Source organism: Alteromonas ulvae, assembly GCF_048987005.1.
Taxonomy (GTDB): Bacteria; Pseudomonadota; Gammaproteobacteria; order Enterobacterales; family Alteromonadaceae; genus Alteromonas.
In genome coordinates this window covers 3281346-3305767 of the sequence record NZ_CP185261.1, presented here as the reverse complement: position 1 = coordinate 3305767, position 24422 = coordinate 3281346, and the positions used below count along the sequence as shown (strand labels likewise).

The following is a 24422-nucleotide window of genomic DNA, read 5'->3' as shown; positions in this document are numbered from 1 at the left end:
AGTTTAGCGCTTGTAAAAACATTGCTGTTATTCGTCACCGTAAATTAAAACACTTCCGTCTACCCAAGCGTTGCTCTCTCAAGGAGCATTTTTAGGCCACTCTATTGAGTGGCCTTTTTTTTTGTTCTTTTTTCATGCTGCCTATGCATAATTATTTGCCTATGTAGTTCCTTAAATTTCACCGAGTAAAACTAACTTGGTCTAGGTAAGACGTTAAAAAAGTACTATTATTCATATTATTAGAACTATCAGTGAATCGAAGAAGGTTTGAGGGTAAAAGGAGAAAAGTCACATGAAAGTAGGAGCCGCAGTTGTTATCGCGTTAGGTATGATCCTCGCAGTCGCCTTTCTTGGAACAACCCTATCTGCATCGATGAAAGATATGCAAACCTGGAATAGGGTGGTGACGGTAAAAGGGCTGTCAGAAAGAGAATATGTTGCCGACCAAGTTATTTGGCCAATTCAGTTTGTGGATGCGGGTAACGACTTACCCGAACTGTATGAGCGAATTGAACAAAATAGTGCAACAGTAGTTCGCTTTTTAGAAGAAAGCGGTATTAAGTCAGATAGCATTACTACCGACAAACCCCAGATCACAGACAAACTTGCACAGCAGTATGGTGGAAGCGAAAGAGCGCCATTTAGGTATAGCAGTATGCAAACAATTACCGTTTTTTCGACACAAGTAGAAACGGTTCGCTTAGCGATGCAGCAGGTAGGAAAGCTAATTAAATCGGGAATAGTGTTATCTGAGAATCGCTATGAAAATCAACCTGACTACGTGTTTACTCGATTGAACGAAGTGAAGCCGTCGATGATTGAAGAGGCTACATTAAATGCAAGGGAGGTGGCTGAGAAGTTCGCAACAGATTCGAAAAGTACGCTTGGCAAAATCAAGCGAGCCAATCAAGGTCGCTTTACCATTAGTAGCAGAGACAGTTACCACCCCCATATCAAAAAGGTGCGTGTGGTATCGACCATAGATTATACATTGATAGATTAGCTGAGAGCGATAGCGGCTTTAATTTGATGCTAATGTCTAGTAGTACTATGGTATAGCTTAGGTTTTAATTGGCCTAGTGAGTTTATTGAGCCTTATTATGGTGCTTATTTGTACAAAAAAATTGAGAGATAATGTCACAGCAGAAGCCACAGTCTGAACAGCTGGAGTTCTTTGAGATACCCAGCCCGTGTATTGGAGTTTGTGAATCTGGGCCCCGTGGTTTTTGCAAAGGCTGTCTCAGAAGTCGAGATGAACGTCTTTATTGGTTTCAGGTGAACGATGCAACAAAACGCCACATTATTGCTGCCTGCATTAGGCGCAAACGCGCCATTATTGCAAGAGAACGCAAAAAGTACATAGAGACACAAAGTAAGAAGACAACTAGTCAAATAGACCTATTTGAGAACAGGCAAAGCGATGATAAGTAGCTGCCCAGTTCAAGGGGAAATGGCTTCTATAGCGCTATTAAGTAGCTTCTTTCAGAAGCAGTAGCAGCATCTAATACCCATTGAGAGTTTTTTAATGTCAATAAAGCAATACGTAAAATTTGCCACAAAATCCTTTGCGCTTCCTAGTGTGTGCGTAAGGTTGCGTGAATTACTCGACTGCCCGCGTTCAAGTGCTGAAGACATTGGTAACTTAATCAGCACTGACTCCTCGCTAACGGCTAAGGTACTTCGCCTTGCTAACAGTTCGTTGTTTCGTTTTCCTTCTCAAATTGAGTCTGTGTCAAAGGCCATCAATGTGATTGGCGGTGAGGCGCTGTATAACTTAGTGGTGTCTGAAACTGCCAGTACCGCTTTTACATGTTTCGACTCTGAACTTATCGATTTAAAGCAACACTGGCATATGTCTGTTTATTCAGGCATGTTAGCAAAACACCTCGCCATGAGTACCAATGCGAAAGTGATAGAGCGCTTTTTTGTAATGGGAATACTGCAAAATTTAAGTGAGCTTGTGGTAGCAAAGCGTTCCCCTGATCTTTACCAACAATATTTAGATAGTGATAAGTCACTACTACCCTCCCAGCGCCAAAAGCAGCTTTTCGGTTTTACCTTCGCCCACTGTAGCGGTATTATACTGGAAAGCTGGAATTTACCTATTGGCCTGTTTTACCCGATTACGCACGTGAACGATGTTGCAAGACAATCATCAGATCGTGAAATTGGGGTATTGGCGTTGTGCAATCGTATTGCAGTGCGCCAGTTAGACAAAGAAAATTATTCAAATATTGAACTTTTTACGTCTGAAATAGCCAACACAGTAGGCGTGGACCTGGAAATGATCAGTAACGCCACTGATTACGCAGAATGCGAAACAGTGAAAATTGCCGCACTAATTATATGAGTCAAAGCGTCAACCGAACAGCGGTCAAGTGAATGTTGTCAGCTAACCATTGCGACTTAGTTGTGCAACGTTAAAAAGACGTGAATAAGAGTTTTTGCTTAAAAGTACTCTTAAATAGAAAATGTAAAAAACAAAGACTAGAAAGACAATAACAATAACGACAAAGCCCAACGTTAATTTAATTATGTTCACTACTCTCATTAAGACCTGCATCGCGCTGTGCGTTCTGTGCACTAGTATTTCTTCATTCGCGCAGGCCACCGATCTTATTACAACGCTTTATCACGCCGATTACGCACCGGACGCGGACGATACCATCCCACAATTCAACCTTGATGGAGAGCTTGGTATTTTGATAAATACAGGGAATACATCAGCGGCCAGTATTAAAGCAGCCATTAATGCTGATCATGAAACTGAAACATGGAGCAGTGTGTACTTTGCAGAGCTACTATATAAGGAGAGTGCTGCCCTAGGTGCAAACCGAGACACCAGCGCCCAACGTTTTTTCAGCAGTGCGCAATTCGACTACAAGTTGGTGTCTAACGGCCGCCGTGTCTTCATGTATGGTGATTATGAAGACGACAGGTTCACTGGTTTTGAGTATCGGGCGTCTTTTGCTTCAGGGTATTCCGAGCGCCTTTGGCGAACTGAAGACAGTGAGTTTCGCTATAGCATTGGTCCGGGGTACACATTTGTTGAAGCTGACGAAGACAACGATACCATGATTAACAACGGTATGATTGTGAGAGCCTCGGCGGAGTATAGATACCGCTGGAGTTCAGGGGCAAAACTGAGGCAGTTTGTTAGCACCGAAGCAGGGGGGGAGAACACCAAATCACGCAGTGAAACATCGTTATCTGCAAACGTTTTTGGCTCTCTTGCCATGAAGCTATCCTTCATTTTAAATCACGAAACCGATACCGCAGAAAATATCGACCCCCTGAGTACCGAGACGTCGGTGGCATTGGTATATCAATTTTTCTAATGCTTATACTTTTGTTAGGTTTCATCACTGTTTTTGCTGTTTTTTTGACCTTTATCGTTGACTGTCAACTTTTAATCGGTACACTGCGCGGCACACATCACCAGCAGCGATTTACATTGCTGTAAATACCCTGAAAATGGCTATATTGCGTCGTCAATAAAGTGACCGCAGTGTAACAAAGGGAAAGTTAATCAATAGGACTGTTCAATGAATAAGCGCGTTCTCGCATCGATAATCGCATTCTCACTTGCACCATCTGCTTTTGCTCAAGACAAGCCAAAGCCATTTACTATGGAGGGGGAGTTAGGATTTATCTCAACAACGGGTAACACTGAAACCACATCGATTAATGCCGGTATCACTGCGCATCAAGAGTTAGAAATGTGGAGCAATGATTACCTGATTGAAGGTCTTTACAAAGAAGAGACTGTTGAAGGAGACGACGGTGAAGACGTTGAATTTACGTCAGCGCAAAAGTTTTTCGCTTCTGCACAAGGTAACTACAAACTGGATAACCCAGATAACCGTTTGTTTGGCTTTGCCTCGTTCGAGGATGACCGCCTAAGCAACTTTAATTATCAAGCAACACTGGCACTGGGTTGGAACCAAAAAGTATTGCAGAACGAGAAACACACGCTGGAGTATTCAATTGGTCCAGGTTACTCGTTTGTTGAAACACAAGCGGGCGAAGATCAAGACAGTGTCATTGTTCGTGCTTCAACAGCCTATACATGGTTAATTTCAGACACGTCTAAGTTCACTCAAACACTAAGTACGGAAGTCGGCTCTGAAAATACGAAGTCTCGTGCTGAATCAGCGCTGACTGCGGTGATCACCGGTAGCCTTTCAATGCGGTTGTCGTTCAAGATGGACCACAACTCAGACGTCGCTGTAAATAGAGATAATCTTGATACCGAAACAGCAGTTAGCTTAGTTTACAACTTTTTTTAAACAAGATAATACACAAGCAGTGTTAACTGTTAAGTCATTAAAAACGCCGCATCGACATTTATCGATGCGGCGTTTTTGTTTGTGGCTATTAACCATCATAACGAGCCGCTAGGGTTTGACCGCATACTGTGCCGGTTTAGTGCAATATCCGTGTCTTTATAGTGCCGTCAATCTGCTGAAGTTCAGCAAGGGCCTCGTAACCCCTGTCTTCTTTAACGTCTACTACTACGTATCCAATTTCAGCGTTTGTTTGAAGATACTGCGCTTCAATGTTGATGCCTTTCTCTGCAAACGCTCGGTTAATTTGAGTAAGGATACCCGGCTGATTTTTGTGAATGTGGAGCAAGCGTGAGCGGCTGTTGTGCTCTGGCAGCGATACCTCTGGGAAGTTAACCGCAGACAGGGTTGAACCGTTATCGCTGTATTTCGCGAGCTTACCTGCCACTTCAATACCAATATTTTCTTGCGCTTCTTGTGTACTTCCCCCTACGTGGGGCGTAAGAATTACGTTGTCGAACTCACGAAGAGGTGACTCAAACTCTTCGCCATTCGACTTAGGTTCTACTGGGAATACGTCAATGGCTGCACCATTCAACTGACCGCTTTTAAGTGCCTCTGAAAGCGCGTCTATATCGACCACTGTTCCGCGAGACGCATTAATCAATACGCTGCCAGGCTTCATTTGAGATAGCTCTTTTTCGCCTATCATGTTTTGCGTTTCAGGTGTTTCAGGCACGTGAAGCGTGACGACATCAGAGGTATTAAGCAGTTTCTCAAGAGACTTAACTTGGGCTGAGTTACCAAGCACTAGCTTATCTTCGATGTCAAAAAACTGTACGCGCATGCCCAAATGTTCTGCCAAGATACTAAGCTGCGTACCAATGTGGCCATAACCAATAATACCCAGCGTTTTGCCTCTTGCTTCATAAGAGCCTGCGGCTGTTTTTTCCCACTCACCGCGGTGTGCTTTTGCATTTTTGCTTGGCACTTGACGAAGTAGAAGAATAATTTGGCCTAAAACAAGCTCGGCAACAGAGCGCGTGTTTGAAAAGGGCGCGTTAAACACAGGAATACCGCGGCGTTGAGTCGCAGTTAGGTCAACTTGGTTTGTGCCAATACAAAAACAACCAATGGCAACGAGTTTTTTAGCGGCATCTACCACCTTCTCGGTAATTTGGGTACGAGAACGCAGTCCGACGAAGTGGGCATCTTTGATTTTTTCAATTAACTCATCTTCGGGAAGAGAAGTTTTAAGATACTCAATATTTGTGTAACCGCTATTTTTAAGTGTTTCGAGCGCGCTCTGGTGAACACCCTCTAACAATAAAATTCGGATTTTGTCCTTCTCAAGTGAAACTTTACTCATGAACTCGCTGTCTCTCGCTGTTGTGTTTCGATTCGAAAATATAGGTTAAGCCATCTAGACGTCTAAAAACGAAAATAACAGAAAACGTCCTCAGTTAAAAGGAGTATTTCACGTAAAGGTTTTTACACCCTCATCGGTTGCTGAAAGTACGATATCTGCACCGCGCATAGCGAAAATGCCATTAGTGACCACACCGGGAATATTATTGATCGCTTGCTCTAATTCCCGAGGATTGAGTATCTCCAAATTGTGTACATCTAAAATGACGTTGCCATTATCTGTCACGACTCCTTGACGGTATTCAGGGTCGCCTCCCAGTTTCACTAATTCTCTAGCCACAAAAGAGCGCGCCATCGGAATTACTTCCACAGGAAGAGGAAAACTACCGAGTACCGGAACCCGTTTACTGTCATCAACAATACACACAAAAGTTTTTGCTACGCCAGCCACTATTTTTTCTCGCGTAAGCGCGGCGCCTCCGCCCTTTATCATATGCTTATGTTCGGTAACTTCATCGGCACCATCAATATAAACCGATAAGTCGCTAACGTCGTTAAGTTCAAAAACGTCAATTCCTAACGCTTTTAGCTTTTCAGTAGAGGCTTCAGAGCTTGATACGGCACCTTCAATTTTATTTTTTATTTTGCCCAATTCTTCGATGAAAAAGTTAACGGTTGAACCCGTGCCTACTCCAACAATGCTGTCTTGCTCAACGTAGTCTATAGCAGCTTTTGCCACTGCGTGTTTTTTCGCGTTCTGATCCATGGTTATTCTCCTTCTAGGTTGAGAGAAGTGTAACCGATGTGAGCGTTTTTACCCACTACTACAATGCCGAGTTTGCAAGGTAATAAATGGCTAAGTGGAACAGAGAAGCTCATACAAAGGATGATGTAAACGCATAGATCAAAGATTGGTTTCAACGTTGTTTAGTGTTTTAGTCACTCAATTCGCCCTAGTAAAAGTGAGAGTTTTCTTAGGAGTTACAATCATATCCACTGGAATATCCCAAGTCTCAAAGGGCAGGCTATCAACTTCTTGTTCGTCATGTGCAATCCCAATCAAAGTGGGTCTTTGCTGAGTAAATCGGGTAAATGCCAGCGTCCTGTCGTAGTACCCGCCGCCCATGCCCAGTCGGTTGCCTTTACTATCAAAGCCCACCAACGGCATTAAAATAACGTCTATAGTGCTAGTGGGAACAACGTTGTGGCAGGCCAGTTCAGGTTCATCAATATTGTATTTATTTTTTACCAGCGTGGTATGTGGTGCATATTCAAGAAACAGCAGGTGACCTTTGCAAACAGGATGTAATACGGGAAGCGAGAACGTGGTTGAGGCAGGAGTAGATTGAGATGAATAGTAGGTGTGGCTCATAACTTTGTTGCGGCTAACCGCATCTTGCATAAATGGGTTGAGATCTATTTCTCCATCATTCACCAAATACCCAGCAATTGATGTTGCTGTGGCCACGCACGGCAACGAGTTTAGGTGTTTGCTAATTTGCCGCGCAGAATGTTCACGTTGCTCAGATGGTAGGTTATTTCTTATTTTTCGCAGAGTTTTACGTAAACTTTTGCGTAAATCTGCTTTGCTCTCAACGGGCTCAGTATTGGATAAAAACGTACTCATCGCCATGCTGTTCTCAAATCAATTTCTATTCACTAAAGTACTCGTAAACAAGCCGGTCTCAATCTAGTGACTTTTAACCAAAGCATTCTTTACCACGGAGCTTTAACCAAATTATTCTCAACCAAGGTAGTGGTTTAGGGTTTTTACTAGATTAGCCGCATTAATTGGCTTTGTTAAAACGTCATCCAGCCCTCTCTCTTTTAAACTGTCTGAAGTAGTAATAGCGTCGGCAGTTAATGCGACTATAGGAAGGTTAGGGTATTGCGCTTTGATAAGTCTAGATGCTTGGTCGCCCTGAATGCCAGGTAAATTCATATCCATTAAGACAAGGTCGGCGTGGTTAGATTTAATATATTCGACGCCTTCTTCTCCAGTGTCAACGATGGTGTACGGCAACCCTAACTTTTCAAAAAGCGCCACGATTACCGCTTGATTAATCTGGTGGTCTTCTACAATTAGGATATTTACGGGCTTAGAGATAGCAAGCTGGGCAGAAGCGTTTTGAGGAGAAGCTTCGGTTATTTGATTTTGGTCCATTTGCGCGGACGGAATAGAGATGCTAACTCTTGTGCCTTCTTGCAGCTTACTTTTGAGCCTAATTGTTCCATTCATAAGTTCAACGAGTTGCTTGGATATGCTCAGTCCCAAACCAGAACCAGGTATTTTATGTGCATTATCCATACGCTCAAATCGAGTAAACAGGCGCGCCTGATCGTCATCGCTAATACCAATACCTTCATCTGAAACAGAAAATATTAAAGCACCTTTTTTGTATTTTACTAGACAAGACATCGCCTTATTTCTAGGCGTAAATTTAATGGCATTAGAAAGTATATTTAGTGCAACTTGCCCAAATTTAGTGTCATCTAGATAAATAGAAGCCGGAAGGCTAGTATCTAGTGTAGCAGTAAACGTAATGTCACTTTGTTCAGCACGAACACGAGTGACTGAGAACAGATGAGTGAAAAAGTCCTTAGTATTAATAGCGCGTGGCATTACTCGCATTTTACCTGCTTCTATCCGCTTAATATCAAGCACCGAATTAACGATCTCCAGAAGACGTTCGCCGCTTTTACTGATGTGCGAGAGCGAAGAGCTAAATTGAGATGGAAGCGAAAGTTTTCGAGCCTCACTTTCTAGCAGATTACTAAACGTGTTAATCGCATTAAGCGGCGTGCGAATTTCATGGCTGATATAAGACAGAAAATCAGACTTAAATTGGCTTGTGCGCTCAAGTTCCCTATTTTTACGCCTCAATTCCAGGTGAGCAACAACGGATTGTCCCAGAGTTTCTAGCGCTTCTTTCTGTTCTTCTGTCAGTTTGTTTGGCTTTTTATCAATGGCGCAAAGCGTTCCAATAGGATAACCAGAAGGGGCAATGAGCGGTGCACCCGCATAAAATCGAATATCAGGAGAGCCGGTTACAAGGGGGTTGTCGCGAAAACGTTCATCTTTGGTGGCATCGGGAACTTCAAACACTTTTTGATGTAAGATAGCGTGGGAACAAAATGCAATATCGCGTGATGTTTCTTCAGCGTTAAGACCAATGCGAGATTTAAACCATTGCCTATCGGAATCGATAAGACTAATAAGCGCGATAGGCGTACCGCAGATTTGTGAAGCAAGTGCAGTAATATCGTCAAAAAGTTTTTCGGCTTCAGTATCTAATATGTCATAGCTTAGAAGTTCGGCTAACCGTTCTTTTTCGTTTTCTGGAATAGGTGCAGACTTCATAGTACTGGTTTTTAACCTCAAAAGTACATTTATGCAGGGGGCTCACTGAACCCCCTTAACATTATTACTAAAGAGCGTAGGTGTCTATGAACAATTTCTCAAGTCTACTATGGTCTACTTTCGTCGCTACCTTAATGGTATTTGCTTTGTTCCAAAGCGGACTTGGTGTGGTGCCTTTAGGTGCAACTACCGTTTGGCCTCTGTCTAACGTGCTGGTTCCAACCCTAACGTGGCCTTCGGTCAGTTCGAAAAGCTCTGGGTGGCGAAGGTGTGCAATTGGAAACGCATCGTGGAAGAAACACACCCTGTCTTCTCTGTTTTGAGAGTAAAAATCCATATAGAACTGGGCGCTTTCTTGAACGAAGCCACCAAGTGTTGGGTTTTTCTCAGCAAGCACGTCAACAAATGTTGGCGCAAATGGCACGTCGTTAGTAACGTCCAAACCAAACATGACCAAATCCCAGTCTGCCGCGAACACTATTTCTGCTGCATGGGCATCATTCCAAATATTAGCTTCTGCAACCGGCGTTACGTTACCGGGCACAAACGCAGCACCGCCCATAATGCTTACGCCTTTAACCAGTTTAGGTAGCTCTGGCTCTAAACGAAGCGCTAGCGCTAGGTTTCCAAGTGGACCTATTGCCACTAAGGTGATTTCGCCTGGATATTTACGGGCCATATCAACGATAAACTGCGCAGAGCTGCGTGGGTCAAGTTCACCTTTAGGGGGCTCTGGCTTAATATGGCCGAATCCGTGCTCTCCATGAACGAAGTGCGCATAAGTAGACTCTTCGCCAACCCAAGGCATGCCAACCCCTTTTGTTACTGGAACGTCGTTTCTGCCAGCTAATTCGCAAAGCGTTAGGGCATTTTGCGCCGCCATAGTAACGGGAACATTACCGTAAACCGTTGTTAAGCCAAGCAGTTCAATATCAGGTGATTGAAATGCAAAAAATATGGCCATTGCATCATCAATGCCCGGATCGGTATCTAATATTATTTTATGTGCCATGAAATTCTCTCTGGAATAATTTTAGCCGGAATGCTTTGCTAAAAAACGGTCTACTTCTTTCTGAGTTGGAATACTTTGCGCAGCGCCCTCTCGTGTGACCGCTATTGCAGATGCCGCGCAGCCTCGTTTAAGCGCCTGTTTAGCGTCTGTGTGATTACTGTACGCTGATAAAAAATAGCCGATAAAGGTATCGCCTGCGGCGGTTGTATCAATAGCATCAACAGAAAATGCATCAACGTTAATCAGCTCACCTTTTCTAAGCATCATTACACCGGCTTTACCCAAGGTGATAATGACTTCACAGTGGGCCCACTGTTGCTTAAATTCAGTAACAATGTCATCCATTGCTTCTTTACCGGTTAGTGCGGCTGCTTCTGTCTCGTTAACGATAAGCAAGTCGATACAGTCGTGAGGCAACGCCTTAACCGATTCGCTCATTGGCGCTGGATTAAACGCAACTTTCAGCTGTTTTTCTTTTGCTTGGCGAAGCACTTCGTCAATACTGCTCGTCTCGTTTTGCGTTAGTACCCAGTCTGAGGGCTTGGCGTCATCTAGCGCAGCCATGACGGTATTAGCAGTAATAGTTTGGTTTGCACCACCAAATAGTACGATGGCATTTTCACCACTAGGGGTAACTTGAATGATGGCATGTCCTGAGGGAGTCTCAGAGCATTTTACGCCGCGACAATCCACTCCTTTCTTTATCAACGCCTGTTTAAACGAAGCGTCATTTTCGTGGATACTGCCTACATGCCTAACGTCGGCACCAGCTTGCGCCAGCGCAATAGATTGGTTTGCGCCTTTACCGCCCAACAAAGTTTGATAGTGCGTTGAAGCGATAGTTTCACCAGGCTGAACAAAATGCTCTACTTGGTAAACGTGGTCGATATTGATTGAGCCAAAATTTATTATTGCCATTTCTTCTTCCGTCGAAAGAGGGCGTCTCCCAGAATGCCGCGTGTCCATTTTCGCCCGTGAACCGAAATGTTCAGGGCGGAAGAATCACTATGACCGTAGGCTTCTCGATACGAGCCGAGCTTGCACAATAGTTACAGTTTCAACTTCCTAGGTTTATAGCATCGGCCAGGGACATGAATGAACTTGCAAACACCCCAGGAAACATTGTTGTTGTATTAACGCAACAAGGTATATGAAACGCGCGTACTAGTGAAGGAGATCACTCTTGTGCGAAGCAATACGTTGCGTTGTTGAATATAGCTGCTTTAAGAATGACTTATTCTTGACCATTTGGTCAGCACCCGTTGGTCAGCAAGTATACACGCATATGCGATAAGCTCAAGAAAACTACTCTCACTTCGCCAACACTGCTTTTCTGTCGCGAAGGGAAGTCCGTATCCGCATTTTCAATGGTAGTAGAAATACACTCGTGTTACCAGAGAAGATGAAGGTTTTACTGCTTTTGCTCAATCGTTCGAACAGTGAGTAATCAAATCGGCAAAAGTAGGTTTTATATCCCGATTTTGCTACTATTAAAGCACAGTATAAGCACGGCGGTTATCTTTCTGCATTGTTTTACTTCGCGTGGTTCACACATACCTGAATGGCTGTGCTAAAGCCTAAAAAAAGCGGAAAAAGGCAAAAAGAATAATTCCCATGCATTGCATCACATTTCAAACTTAAAGAGAGTTATCAGTGGAAAAGCAGCTCGATTACGACAGCGTTACCAATACATTGTCTCAACATGGCGTAATAGTAGACGGCGCCGAAATACACGGCATCCTCTGCGGCATGCTGTGTGGTGGCATGTCTCTTACCGATCAAAAATGGTTAGAAGCGTTAAGCGAAATGGTAAATCAAGACGAAAGCTTTAGTGAGCCGGTTGTTTTTACGCTAACCACACTGTTTAACCAAACCTGCCAGCAGTTGCTAGAGCCTGAGTTTGCACTGACTTTACTGCTTCCAGAAGACCATGCGCCAATAAATGATCGCGGTACCGCCCTCATTAACTGGGTACAAGGTTTTATGCTCGGGTTTGGATTGCACCAGCAAGACTTGGTGAAGTGTAGCGATGATGTAAAAGAAGCACTTGAAGACTTTTCTGATATTTCTCGGATGGAGGAGCCAATGGATGCGGACGAAGAGTCTGAAAAAGCGCTCTTTGAAGTTGAAGAGTATGTGAAGGTTTCGGCAATTTTGTGCTTCAGCGAGCTTGGTCAGTCGTTGCTAGATGATCAAAAAGATAAACCTTCAATACACTAATTGACTATAAGCACGGTAATTTTAGATAGCACGATAATCATAAATATCGTACATGCTAGCAAAACATCGTTTAATAGAAGTTAACAAAAGATGCCGACAGGGTTTATAAATTTATGATTAGCGCGCAAGAGTTTATTTCTAGGCAAGATAGATTATTAGCACAGTGCCAGCCAAACAGCGTATGCATTGTACCAGCGGCGTCACTAGTAACTCGCAGTCGAGATACTGAATACCTGTTCAGGCAAGATAGCGACTTTTGGTATTTAACGGGTTTTGAAGAGCCCAACGCGTGGTTAATCATCTCCAATCATCCCCGCTATGGTGAAAGCTACCGCGCAATGGTAGTACAAGCTAAAGACAAGCAAGCAGAAGTGTGGCAGGGAAAACGATTAGGCGCTGAGGCTGCTTTGTCTCGATTTAGCCTAGATGAGGCATTTGAGGAGCAAGAGTTAGAAGAAGCCATGCTTGAAGCCATGCAGGGGCAACAGCACCTATATGTGGCCCTTGGTGCTAATGAGCACCACGAACAGTTAATTATTAACGCCGTAAAGACCTTGAAAGAGGCCCCGAAACAGTCTCTTGCACCCGCTATTGTGCACGATATACAGCCTTTGCTACACGAAATGCGTGTGTATAAGTCGGCAAGTGAAGTTGCGGTCATTAAAGCGGCCTGTGAAATCAGTGCTCGTGCCCACAAGCGCGCCATGCAGTTTGCGCACCCGGGGTGCTTTGAATATCAGTTAGAAGCTGAACTTCATCATGAGTTTGCCATGGCGGGCGCACGAAGTCCGGCTTACGGTACCATAGTGGGTAGCGGGGAAAATGCATGCATACTGCACTACACGCAAAACAGCGCACAGGTTAACAATGGCGATTTAGTGCTTATTGATGCGGGTGCCGAGTATCAAGGGTACGCTGCCGATATTACGCGTACGTTTCCAGCGAACGGTAAGTTTAGCGATGCACAACGCGCCATATACAGTTTGGTCTTAAAAGCGCAAAAAAGCGTTTTAGATATGCTGGCACCGGGCGTCACTTTACCCCAGGCAATGACTCACAGCGCAGAAGTGATCACCGAAGGCTTAATTGAGCTGGGCATATTAACCGGCAGTGTTGCGGAAAATTTAGAGGCTCAAACGTGGCGGCAGTTTTATATGCATGGTTTAGGGCACTTTTTGGGCTTAGATGTGCACGATGTTGGCGACTACAAACATGATGGCGAAGATCGAGCGCTTAGCCCAGGTATAGTAATAACCGTAGAGCCTGGTATCTATATTAGCAGCGATTGCGATGTGCCAGAGGGTTACAAAGGTATTGGCGTGAGAATAGAAGACGATGTGGCTATAACCGCTACTGGTGTTGAGATCCTCACTAAAGACGTGCCAAAAGAGATAGATGAAATTGAAGCACTAATGGCGTAATTTAGCTTTGAATAAGACTGGGCTAAAAAAATGCAGCTAGAAGGAACGTACTGAGTGAAGAGTGTTGATGTAGTTGTTGTGGGCGGCGGAATCGTCGGTTGCGTTCTCGCTAAAGGGCTGTCCCAAACCTCAGGGCTGTCTAAGCGCTCTGGGCTGAAAGTAGCTCTGATTGATTCGGCAGCGCCAGTATCATCTAACTCACTAGAAACAAAAACACCCAATGGCAGCGACTTTAATCCATTTACTGACACCCGTGTTATCGCCCTTGCTCGCCGCACGGTACAGGAGCTTACAGCACTCAACGTACAGTTAGATAAACTGGCAGAATACAGCTTTGGCGAATTACCGCCTACCATTAATGCAATTGAAGTAAGCGACAGTGGGCATCTAGGGTTAGTGAATTTAGCTGCAAAAGACTTTCATATCCCTTCGTTTGGGCAGGTGGTTTCGTTAAGTGCATTGACTAAGCTTGTTGCAAACGCTAATGACAGTTACGAGCATGTAGCGCCTGCTAAGGTAGTGAGTGTAAAGCAGCATGTTGCACACACCGACGTTACCTTAGACAACGGCGAATGTTATCGGGCTAAGCTGCTGGTGCTGGCCGATGGCGGCCGCTCACCACTGGCAGAGCAGGTGGGCATAGACAGAAGTGAAAGCGACTACGGGCAAACCGCCATTGTGTTTAATGTGCATACTCAGCTAGCCCACAACAATAAAGCCTACGAGCGTTTTACCGACTCCGGCCCGTTGGCGTTTTTACCCTTCGATAACGAAATAGACGGTGAAAAGTCATCAGGGCATGGTTTTTCAGTAGTGTGGACAGTAAAATCTGACAAAGCGGCGCATCTATTAGCCATGTTACCCAATGACTTTGCTAGCGCTCTACAAGATGCGTTTGGCTATCGCCAAGGCAAAATAGAAAAGGTCAGCGATAAAAGCAGCTATCCACTTTCACTAAAACTTGCCAGTGACGTAATGGCTCACCGAACGGTGATTGTGGGTAACGCCGCACAGGCGCTTCATCCCATAGCGGGTCAGGGCTTTAACCTTGGCCTTAGGGATATCCATGCTTTGATATCGGTGCTTAATAGCAGTAGCTCACCATCCATCGATCCCGGTCAGTTTTCGGTGTTGCACGAATACGCAAGCAAAAGAAATAAAGACAGAAAAGCCACGGTAGCGCTTACCGATACCTTGGTGCATACATTTTCTAACCGTCACTTTCCCCTAGTAGTGGGGCGAAACTTGTCGTTACTTGCGCTTGGAATGTTGCCCGCAGCTAAAAAGCAGTTTGTTAAGCAAACTACAGGCTATGGCCTAGGCGCTTAGGGAGAGCGTACCTAGTTCAGACTAGTGCAAATACCAATTTAAATGGTGTTGACCAAACACACCGAACTCGAATCAAGCCTCTAACAGGCTTTAATCGAGTCTGTACCTATAAAATAAGAGAGAGATATGCAACACGTTGATATTGGAATAGTGGGTGGCGGAATAGTTGGCTTAACGTTAGCTGCTGCGCTAAAAGAGAGTTCGCTGTCTGTTGCGATAATTGATAAACATCCATTATCAACCGCTCTTGGCGAGAAGCCTACCGCACGAGTCAGTGCTATCAACCAAGCCAATATTGCAGCCTTGCAATCGCTAGATGCATGGCAACACCTGCAAAAAAACCGCGCCAATGCTTACGTGGCTATGCACGTGTGGGATAAAGACAGCTTTGGCGATATTCATTTTAGCTGCGAAGAAATGGGCAGCGATGCTCTTGGCGTTATTGTTGAAAACCAGGCGTTGATTAATGCGCTGGCACAAAGCATTGAAAATCAGAGCAACGTTAAGGTATTTGAATCTGGCATAGAGCGAGTGTTGTCAGGGCCAAATCAAAACATGGTGATGTTTGACAATAACGACGCCCTTAGCTGCCGACTGCTTATTGGCGCAGATGGTGCTAACTCCTTTGTTCGTCAGCAGGCCGGTTTTCCCATCACGTTTAAAGACTATGAACATACCGCCATTGTTGCCAATATCAAAACCGCACTGCCCCATGAAAACGTGGCAAGGCAAGCGTTTACGCCAACAGGACCGCTCGCGTTGTTACCTATGGCAGACCCTAACATATGTTCTATTGTGTGGTCACAAACACCTGACGCTGCCGCTAAGCTTGCCGCAATGAGCGACGGTGATTTTTGCAATGCCCTCACCGCCGCAAGTAACAGCATTCTTGGCACTATCGAGCTAGAAACTCAGCGTTCAGCATTTCCATTGACTATGCGCTACGCCAGAGAATGGGCTAAAGACGGCATCGCGTTAGTGGGAGATGCCGCCCACACCATTCATCCTCTTGCTGGGCAAGGCGCAAACTTAGGTATGCAAGACGCGCTAGCATTGGCTGAGTTATTAATACAGCTTTCGAACGAGGGCAGCGATATTGGGTTACACAAAAACTTACGGCCTTATGAGCGCAGTCGTAAAACCGAAGCGATGAAGATGATTGCCGCAATGGATGGTTTTAAGTTGCTGTTTGACGGTAACGACCCCCTTAAAAAGCTTATTCGCGGCGTGGGTTTAGCGGCTACCGATAAAGTGGGGGCGATTAAGCAGGCCTTCGTCAGTCATGCGATGGGGTTATAAACCGCCGTTGGCGCAATGTAAAAAAGCGGCCCGATAGTGCTAGGTAAGCTCTAAGTAAGCGCCGTTGTGTATTTTACAACGCCGAGCTCAAAAAAATTAGCTGCAAACGGTAGTTAACATGTAGCCATTAAAAAAGTAGTTTAGAGAAACACGCTAAAAAAATAACATACACGACAGGTGAATTTCATGGATAAACGACATTTTTTAAAATTTGCAGGCGCAGGGCTCGCACTATCACCGGCACTTTCGGTGGCGGCTGCCTCTTCTGGTGCTGACGCCAGCGGCACTGCTTCTATGCCATCGCTATCATCACTACAACCCCTCACAGAAAATGTGAAACCGATAAACGTAGCAGAGCGAAAAGCGAGAATAGAAAACGCACAGTCACTAATGAAAGCCCAAGGCATAGCGGCCATTCTTATAGAGCCGGGCGCGGCAATGGACTACTTTTCTGGTATTCAGTGGTGGCGCAGCGAACGACTCACGGCCCTTATCATCCCTCAAAAAGGCGATATAGCAGTAGTCACTCCGTTTTTTGAGAAGCCAAGCGTACTCGAGTCGCTTAAAGTGGGCGATGACGTTCGCGTATGGCAAGAGCACGAGAGCCCCTTTAACGTCGTTGCCGACATTTTAAAATCAAGAGGCGTTGCCAGCGGTAAGCTAGGTATTGAAAATAGCGTTCGCTACTTTGTTGTGAACGGCATAAGTAACGCCATGCCTAACATGGATATTGTGTCCGCAGAGCCTATTACCCGTGGCTGCAGAATGTATAAAACGGCTGCCGAATTAACGCTGATGCACAAAGCGAATGAAGTGACGCTTGCAGCTTACGATATTGTGTTTAAGCACCTCAAACTAGGCATGAGCCAAGCTGACGTAAAGGCCTTAATGCACAAAGCGCAGCAACAGTTAGGCGGCAGCAATACATGGTGTTTGGCCTTATTTAATGACGCCAGCGCGTATCCCCATGGCACCAATGCAAAACAAGTTATTCAACAAGGCTCGGTGGTGTTGCTTGATAGCGGTTGTAGTGTGCACGGGTATCAAAGCGATATCAGTCGTACGCTTGTGTTTGGTAAGCCATCGCAAAAAGTGACAGACGTATGGAATACCGTGCGAGAAGGGCAAAATGTCGCGTTTGAAGCGGCTAAAGTGGGCACACCTGCCGGTAAGGTTGATGATGCCGTGCGCGCTTATTACGTTACTCAAGGTTACGATAAAGACTACGCACTGCCTGGGCTAAGTCATCGCACCGGGCACGGCATTGGCATGGAAGGGCATGAGAGCGTGAACTTCGTGCGCGGCGAAACAGCGCCGCTCAAAAAGGGTATGTGTTTTTCTAACGAGCCAGGCTTATACATTCCTGGCGAGTTTGGCGTGCGGTTAGAAGACTGTTTGTATATGACAGACAAAGGCCCACGATACTTTACAGAGCCACCTGCATCGCTAGACGCACCGCTAGGTCGCCTAGTACCTATGGCTTAGTGCTTTTCAAATAAGCATCGTTTCTTTAACAGGACTTAGGCTAACTTATGTTGTAAACGAGCGCGCATTGCTCATGTGCGCTTGTTTAACGCCTTCAAAGCTCATCTTCAGAGAACACTCTCAAAAACGACCTTTAAAAACCACTTTCACCCCTTAGTTATTTTTAAGTCGTGTAGTAAAAAATTCCGCTAAGGTTTTACTAATAACAGGGTGCTGGGTGTCTTGGTTAAACAAGCAAATATTCACTTTCCCCAGCTTAGGTAAGTGAGGATGATTAAGAAGCGTTAGGTTTGCAGGTAAGCTCGATTTTGCCAATGCGGTAACGCCCAAGCCCTGCTGAATAGCCGCAGTAATGCCCCCTAAATCGGCGTTGGTATACGTGATTTTCCACGCAAATGTTTGCTGCTTTAATTGCTCTATTACTCGGCTTCTATACATACAGCCATCTGGGGCCAGTACAAGAGGAATAGTGCTACCCACTAGCGGATGCGCACTATCTCCTACCCACACCACATCATCTTCTAACACTACTTCGCCCTCGGTATCTTCATCGGGGTTCACCAAGGCCAAAATAAGGTCGAAATGATCGCGCTGGCTAGGGTGAAGCAAATCTCGGCTAAGCGAGGAAGTGACTTCTAAGGATACATCGGGGTAGCGCTTTGAAAATTCGCCAATTAGCCCTGGCAATAGGGTAGAGGCAAACTCATTGGGAATGCCTAACCGAAGTCGCCCACTAAGCGGGGCAGGGGTTAAACTTCGAAATATGCTGTCGTTCAGTTCAAGCAATTCTTTGGCTTTGGCATACAACCAGTTTCCATCTGCACTGGGTACATGCCGCTGGCCTAGTTTAATAAACAGTTTTCTGTCGAGTTGAGACTCCAGCTTTTTAATTTGCAAGCTGATAGCTGGCTGAGAACGACCAAGAAAGTCGCCTGCTTTAGCGTACCCACCAAGCTCAATAACACTCACAAATGTACGTAAGTTATCTAACGAAAGCTGTTTCATTATATAAGTATTTCTAATTACCTACCCGCTCAACATTATATTTGTAAATGTTAATATTGAAAACCGCTATTACTCAATCAATAGGTTCGCGTATTCGGTTTTTGCATGTTAAGCAGCATATCTTTCACCATTTGCTGTGAGTTAATCGTCGCTGCTGTTTTATTGCGCGCACTATCGTGCTTAAGTGATGAAAATCGCTTCATACCAGCAAAAATGCAATACCAAGAGGGGCGTAAATACACTAAGTTGGCATCTACCTCGTTTAGCGCGTCTTCGAAGTTTGCACCTCTGTCCCACTCTTTTAACAAGTAAGCAAGAGTATCTGGCACCTTCATTTCGTTTCTACACGCCACCCAATAAGGTGTGTCGGTGCGTGTATTAAGATAATAATGTGCAGCAATATAATCTCTAATGCCATCGAACATGCGGTTCATTTCATTATTGTATAAAGCGTGTTTACGGGTATCTGGTAATGGCTGCTGCCAGCAGTCGATGAAATGATGCAGTGCGTATTGCACTAGCATAAGAGCGGTCGCTTCTAGCGGCTCTATAAAACCTTGAGACAGGCCGATACTTAAACAGTTGCCCGCCCAATGTGTATTCAACCTGCCTACCTGCATCTTCAAATGACGGGCAGGGGTATTTTTAAGGTTAGTGCCTTCATCTAACACACTTCTTAGCTCTTGCTCTGCTTGCTCAGATGAACAAAAGCGAGAGCTATACACGTAGCCATTGCCCGTGCGAGCGGTAAGGGGAATATTCCACTGCCAGCCATGTTTTAGGGCTACTGAACGTGTTTGATATTTTATGATGTCACTGCGTTTAGTGGGTATGGCTACAGCAGCATCGTTAAAAAGAGTATCGGCATAGGATGTAACCGATCTATTCAGCGCTTTTTTACCTAAAATGCCGCGAAAGCCAGAGCAGTCGATAAATAAGTCGGCGTGTAACGTGCCGTGTAAATCTGTTTGGATTGCTTGAATATTGTCATTGAAAGTAGGCACTTTTGTTACATTGCCCACTTTATGATTAACGCCTTTGCTGGTGGCGTAATGCTTTAAAAACTCGCCCAACAAGCCAGCATCAAAATGATAGGCATAGTCAACATTGGCACTATCTACTATGGTGTTGGGGGCTATGTTCTGCTTTACCATTTCGGCGGCAGTAAAATAATGTGACTCACAAGTATCAGCAAGCTGCCCGTGCCGCCGTTTATTCACTGCACTAAAGTAATGCTCGGCAGTGGGCACATCAAGTGCTGAGAAAAACGGATGAAAATACGAGGTGGTTCTAGATGCGTGAGGCTCATTGCTTTTATTCCATGCTTCAAAGTTAATGCCCATTTTGTAAGTCGCGTTACAGGCTTCCATCCAAGTGCTTTCTTCCACGCCTAAATAGGCAAAAAAATGTCGTAAATAGGGGGTAGAACCTTCCCCCACGCCTACAGTGGGAATTGATGAAGACTCTAGCAATGTAATACTGCAACCCTGTGCAGAATGCCGCGTTTGTTGGTCATGCAGCGTTTGTTGCGAGAAAGAGCCAGTCAGCTCAGCAGCCCTTGCAAGATAACAGGCTGTCATCCAGCCTGCGCTGCCTCCACCCACAATGACAATGTTATTGGGCAATGCTTTCATAGCGAAACCTTAGTGGAGGATCTCACCACTAATTGAGGAATAAAGGTTTGCGTTAAATTATTAAAGTTTTTCTTGGTCTTTTTAGCTCTTAAATATTGGATAAGCGAGGAGGTTGCAGATTGCGCGATTTCATTAGTGGGCTGGGAAGCGGTTGTTAGCGGCGGAAAAGTTTGTCGTGAGAATGGGCTATCCTCAAACCCAGCAATGGCTAAATCGTTGGGTACATCTACGCCTTTCATTCTCGCGCCAAACAACGTACCCGCTGCGATTTCATCGTTACAGGCAAATACCGCGGTGGGGCGTGAAGGCATAGATAACAATACATCTGCACTTTTTACCCCGGTTTCAAATGAATAGGTACCTTCTATAACTAGCGACTCATCAAAGGGGATAGAGGCTTTTTCTAACGCAGCTTTGTAACCATTTAATCGCTCGGTGGTAGATTTGTGGATCACTTCACCCGCTATAAACGCAATGTGTTTGTGACCTTGGGCAATTAAATGCTCGGTAATGTGAAAGGCGGCCTTGAAATCGTTTACCAACACATAGGGTAGGGTAGAGCTAAATTCGCTATCGCCAGACAAAATGCGCACATAGCTAATGCTTTTCTCATCAAGGTGGTGCAGCACATCGGGCATTTCGGATAAAGGCGGCGAGAGTACCAGGCCAGCAAGCTGTGCTGAGTCCACCATATCCACTAATTCTTGTGCAATATTTTCAGAGCTTGCATCGCAGGGGTGAATAAGAAGCTCGAAGTTATTTTTGCGGCAGACATCTAAAATACCTTTCTGCATATCAATGATGTAGTAAGCGTTGGGATTGTCGTAAACGTAACCAAGTACCGATGTTGCGTTGCTCGCAAGATCCCGCGCAGCCTTGTTTGGCGTGTATTTTAGCTCGGCGATTGCCTGTTCTACTCGCTTAAGTGTATCGGGCTTAACCGTGCCTTCTTTGTTGACCACACGAGACACGGTTTTAATTGAAACACCGGCCAATTCAGCGACACTTTTAATAGTTGCTGCCAATTTTCACCTCACCAAAAAATTGCTTTAAATTTCAACAGATAAGTAATCTTTATTGCGTATTTGTTAAATTTTTAATTGCGTGTTCACATCTAGTCATGTAATTTAACACCCAATGACAGCGTTGTCATCTTTTAATACACGCAGAAAACAGCGCCTGTCATTTTATTATTATAATAAATGACAGCGTTGTCATTTTGGCTGAGAGAAGGTTAAAACCATGTATAAAAATCAACAAAGCAAACTCACAAGAAGCATTCGCCTCGCCATTACAATGGGCGCATTAAGCGGTATGACAATGCCTGTTGCACTAGCACAAGAGCAACAAGATGAAAAAGAGCAAAGCAATAAAACGGAAGTCATTGAAGTTACAGGAATTCGCGGCAGCCAAAAAGCAAACATCAACGCTAAGCGTTTTTCCAATGCTATTGTCGACGCCATTACAGCCGAAGATATTGGCAAGTTTCCAGATAAAAACGTGGCTGAAACGCTAGCACGAGTGCCTGGTATAACTATTGATAGAGATTTCGGTGAAGGCCAAGGCGTTACCATTCGTGGTGTGCAACCAGATCAAAACTTGACCTTGGTGAATGGTCAAGCAGTAGGTACTGGGCAATGGTTTGTACTATCAGATGCCACACGTAACTTTAACTTTGAAATTTTAGCCTCCGAAATGATTGCGGGACTTGAAGTATACAAGTCATCTCAAGCTGATATTGACGAAGGCGCGTTAGGCGGTACGGTAATACTAAAAACCAGAAAGCCATTCGACTTAGAGGCAAACTCTGGTCAATTGTCTATTGAAGGCCAGTACGGCGACATCGCCGACGCTTTAGACCCTTCTGTATCTGGCTTATACAGCTGGAAAAATGAAGAAGAAACATTTGGTATCTTATTTTCGGGCTCATACCAAGAACGTACCGTAGAGCGTGAGACCAACGAAGACTTTGGTTGGTTTGGCCCTAGCATTCCACGTATCGACCCGCTTATCGAAGCGCCAAGCGGTGCGCAGGAAAAAGGCGCGCTGCCATGGGGAATGGGCTCAGCGTTGTTCAAACAGGACCGTGAGCGGGTTGGTTTCGATGTAACCGCGCAATGGGCACCCACCGATAACTTCGATATGTCGGTGCACTATTTATCGTCTACGCTCAAAGCAGACAACGTAAACTCAAACCTTATCGGTATTCCATTTCGCGGCATTGCCTATATGGGTACAGATACCAATACGGGTACTGTGAGCGACGGCGTTGTAGAATCGCTTAATGTTACTGGTTTACCGCAGCGTCCAGCGTGGGCCCGTTTCATTGCGTATGACAATATTTTCCGCGACGGTTCAGAGATGTCTACGGAGATTATTGATATTGAAGGTAACTATCTTACCGACAATGGTAAGCTGCACTTCCAAATTGGTACCACCACGGGTGAGGGCGAGAACCGCGATTTCTTTACCGAGTTTTGGGCTGATGCTAACGATCCGCGCGCCGCGTTCGACTTTTATAACCCAGGCGGTGATTCGCCCTATATCGACTTTACTACTGCAAGTCCGTGGTTAGCTAACCCAACAGACGAGATGTGGTTGGGCGGCATATTCGACCAGTTTAACAGCACAGAAGATACTGAAAACTATGTGCAGTTTGATTACGAGCACTCTGTAGATTGGGGCGCTATTACCGAAGTGAAAACTGGGGTTAAACGCCGCGATAGAAGCTTTTCACAATCGCGTTACAGAACCGACTTAGCTAATTTAGCGCCAGTAGGTGAGGGAAGCTTAGGGCCTGCATCTGATTTTTGGAATGGCGATATGCTGAATGTGTCTCACAGCGAAACCAATGCGGTAGCAGCAAGTTATTTCTTCCCAGATAAAGACAGCATGTACAACGCATTCTATAACGTTGGTGAATGTGCTGGCGGTGAAACAACCCTATGCCGCACTACCGACCGCTTCTTGCCAGAGTCTTCTTTTGAAGTAGAAGAAGACATTACAGCGCTATATGTAATGGCCAAGTTTAGCGGTGAAGGCTTTAGAGGTAACATGGGTTTACGCTATGTAGAGACCGACTCAACCTCGAATGGATTTGACTTAAATTCTGGTGAAGCGGTTTCGTTTGATGGTGGGTATAATGAATGGCTGCCAAGCATTAACTTGTCTTACGATTTAGCTGAAGACGTATTAGTCAGAATGGCTGCATCACGGGTACTAACTCGTCCTGCGCCTTTCCAATTGGCACCTGCAGTTAATTTAACGCCCGAAACCAGTTCAGGCTCTGCCGGTAACCCGCAGTTAAATCCGCTTACCGCCAATCAGTTTGAAGTAGGTGCCGAGTGGTACTTTAGCGAGTCGTCTATTGCAGCAATCACCGTATTTAAGAAAGATATTAATGACTTTATCTTTACTAAAACCGTATCTCGCGAAATCGATGGCCAGCAGATTAATCAGCTAAGAACCCCTGAAAATGGTGGCTCTACCAGCATTGACGGTGTAGAAGTACAAGTGCAGCACGTGTTTGAAAATGGGTTTGGTGGCTATGCTAACTATACTTACACCGACGTAGCAGATGCACAGGTTGACGAGGCTGTGCCAGTGATCGATGCCGACGGCAACATAACGGGGGCAACACTAGCCTCGCGCACAGTGAGCTTCCCCAATACGTCTAAAGACTCTTTCAACGTTGGGGTGTTCTACGAAACTGACTTGTACAGCGCACGTTTGAACTACAACTATCGTTCGGAGTACTTTATTGCCCAAGCGGAAATTGGCGATCAGTTCCGCGACGAGCAATCGCAGCTTGATGCGCAGCTTAGCTGGAATATTACCGAAACCATTACGCTTAAAGCTGAAGCCCTTAACTTAACCAATGAAATTTGGGAGAACTATTATGTTCGCTCAAGTGATGGTAAGCGACTGGGTGGAACGCAAAGTGCTAATGGACGCCGTTTCTTTGTAGGCGCTAGCATGAGGTTCTAATCACTCAGAGTTCTA

At 45.0% G+C, this 24422-nt stretch carries 20 protein-coding genes and 1 other RNA gene; 11 read left to right on the top strand and 10 right to left on the bottom strand.

What is annotated here, in order from left to right; translation table 11 throughout:
* Positions 1-292 precede the first annotated feature (292 nt).
* From ACOJR9_RS14405 to ACOJR9_RS14385, 5 genes are all read left to right on the top strand, one after another.
* The gene (locus tag ACOJR9_RS14405; RefSeq protein WP_420933623.1) at positions 293-1003 is read left to right on the top strand and encodes an SIMPL domain-containing protein; all 711 of its coding nucleotides are present in this window, start codon (positions 293-295) and stop codon (positions 1001-1003) included.
* A gap of 131 nt (positions 1004-1134) precedes the next feature.
* A complete protein-coding gene (locus ACOJR9_RS14400) occupies positions 1135-1431 on the top strand; it encodes a DUF1289 domain-containing protein (protein ID WP_420933622.1) in 297 nt (98 codons plus the stop codon).
* Positions 1432-1525: 94 nt separating this feature from the next.
* On the top strand, positions 1526-2350 hold the full coding sequence (locus ACOJR9_RS14395) for an HDOD domain-containing protein (protein WP_420933621.1): 825 nt from the start codon (positions 1526-1528) through the stop codon (positions 2348-2350).
* A gap of 184 nt (positions 2351-2534) precedes the next feature.
* Positions 2535-3338 carry a DUF481 domain-containing protein gene (locus ACOJR9_RS14390; RefSeq protein WP_420933620.1) on the top strand — a complete coding sequence of 268 codons (804 nt, stop codon included), beginning with the start codon at positions 2535-2537 and terminating at the stop codon, positions 3336-3338.
* Between the two features lie 207 nt (positions 3339-3545).
* Positions 3546-4289, top strand: a complete 744-nt coding sequence (locus ACOJR9_RS14385; RefSeq protein ID WP_420933619.1) for a DUF481 domain-containing protein — start codon at positions 3546-3548, stop codon at positions 4287-4289.
* A 136-nt stretch (positions 4290-4425) separates the two neighbouring features.
* Here the strand turns inward: ACOJR9_RS14385 and serA are convergent, their stop codons facing one another.
* The 7 genes from serA to ssrS form a co-directional block, all read right to left on the bottom strand.
* Entirely contained in the window at positions 4426-5655 is a 1230-nt protein-coding gene (serA, locus tag ACOJR9_RS14380; RefSeq protein WP_420933618.1) for a phosphoglycerate dehydrogenase, read from the bottom strand.
* Positions 5656-5763: 108 nt separating this feature from the next.
* On the bottom strand, positions 5764-6420 hold the full coding sequence (gene rpiA, locus ACOJR9_RS14375; RefSeq protein ID WP_420933617.1) for a ribose-5-phosphate isomerase RpiA: 657 nt from the start codon (positions 6418-6420) through the stop codon (positions 5764-5766).
* A 177-nt stretch (positions 6421-6597) separates the two neighbouring features.
* On the bottom strand, positions 6598-7287 hold the full coding sequence (locus ACOJR9_RS14370; protein ID WP_420933616.1) for a 5-formyltetrahydrofolate cyclo-ligase: 690 nt from the start codon (positions 7285-7287) through the stop codon (positions 6598-6600).
* 111 nt (positions 7288-7398) lie between these two features.
* Positions 7399-9015, bottom strand: coding sequence for an ATP-binding protein (locus tag ACOJR9_RS14365; RefSeq protein ID WP_420933615.1), 1617 nt, complete (start codon positions 9013-9015; stop codon positions 7399-7401).
* Between the two features lie 67 nt (positions 9016-9082).
* Complete coding sequence (locus ACOJR9_RS14360) at positions 9083-10027, bottom strand: nucleoside hydrolase (protein ID WP_420933614.1); 945 nt, start codon at positions 10025-10027, stop codon at positions 9083-9085.
* A 21-nt stretch (positions 10028-10048) separates the two neighbouring features.
* Positions 10049-10945: a ribokinase gene (locus tag ACOJR9_RS14355; RefSeq protein WP_420933613.1), complete on the bottom strand. Its 897-nt coding sequence runs from the start codon at positions 10943-10945 to the stop codon at positions 10049-10051.
* A gap of 21 nt (positions 10946-10966) precedes the next feature.
* Positions 10967-11149, bottom strand: a non-coding RNA gene (gene ssrS, locus ACOJR9_RS14350) — 6S RNA.
* Positions 11150-11680: 531 nt separating this feature from the next.
* Here ssrS and ACOJR9_RS14345 point away from each other — a divergent pair.
* The 5 genes from ACOJR9_RS14345 to ACOJR9_RS14325 all read left to right on the top strand — a co-directional run bounded on the left by ACOJR9_RS14345 (position 11681) and on the right by ACOJR9_RS14325 (position 17781).
* Complete coding sequence (locus ACOJR9_RS14345; RefSeq protein WP_420933612.1) at positions 11681-12247, top strand: UPF0149 family protein; 567 nt, start codon at positions 11681-11683, stop codon at positions 12245-12247.
* 113 nt (positions 12248-12360) lie between these two features.
* The gene (pepP, locus tag ACOJR9_RS14340; RefSeq protein ID WP_420933611.1) at positions 12361-13668 is read left to right on the top strand and encodes a Xaa-Pro aminopeptidase; all 1308 of its coding nucleotides are present in this window, start codon (positions 12361-12363) and stop codon (positions 13666-13668) included.
* Positions 13669-13722: 54 nt separating this feature from the next.
* Positions 13723-14997, top strand: a complete 1275-nt coding sequence (locus ACOJR9_RS14335) for an FAD-dependent monooxygenase (RefSeq protein WP_420933610.1) — start codon at positions 13723-13725, stop codon at positions 14995-14997.
* A 126-nt stretch (positions 14998-15123) separates the two neighbouring features.
* Positions 15124-16296 carry an FAD-dependent monooxygenase gene (locus ACOJR9_RS14330; RefSeq protein ID WP_420933609.1) on the top strand — a complete coding sequence of 391 codons (1173 nt, stop codon included), beginning with the start codon at positions 15124-15126 and terminating at the stop codon, positions 16294-16296.
* A 186-nt stretch (positions 16297-16482) separates the two neighbouring features.
* Positions 16483-17781, top strand: a complete 1299-nt coding sequence (locus ACOJR9_RS14325; protein ID WP_420933608.1) for a M24 family metallopeptidase — start codon at positions 16483-16485, stop codon at positions 17779-17781.
* Positions 17782-17934: 153 nt separating this feature from the next.
* Here the strand turns inward: ACOJR9_RS14325 and ACOJR9_RS14320 are convergent, their stop codons facing one another.
* The 3 genes from ACOJR9_RS14320 to ACOJR9_RS14310 form a co-directional block, all read right to left on the bottom strand.
* Entirely contained in the window at positions 17935-18786 is an 852-nt protein-coding gene (locus tag ACOJR9_RS14320) for a LysR family transcriptional regulator (RefSeq protein ID WP_420933607.1), read from the bottom strand.
* Positions 18787-18863: 77 nt separating this feature from the next.
* Positions 18864-20420 (bottom strand): tryptophan halogenase family protein, encoded by a 1557-nt coding sequence (locus ACOJR9_RS14315; protein ID WP_420933606.1) that lies wholly within the window; start codon positions 20418-20420, stop codon positions 18864-18866.
* Positions 20417-21445 carry a LacI family DNA-binding transcriptional regulator gene (locus tag ACOJR9_RS14310; protein WP_420933605.1) on the bottom strand — a complete coding sequence of 343 codons (1029 nt, stop codon included), beginning with the start codon at positions 21443-21445 and terminating at the stop codon, positions 20417-20419. Before ACOJR9_RS14310 ends, ACOJR9_RS14315 begins: the two co-directional genes overlap by 4 nt.
* Positions 21446-21662: 217 nt before the next feature.
* Here ACOJR9_RS14310 and ACOJR9_RS14305 point away from each other — a divergent pair, with 217 nt between their 5' ends.
* A complete protein-coding gene (locus ACOJR9_RS14305) occupies positions 21663-24407 on the top strand; it encodes a TonB-dependent receptor (RefSeq protein ID WP_420933604.1) in 2745 nt (914 codons plus the stop codon).
* The last annotated feature ends 15 nt before the right edge of the window (positions 24408-24422 follow it).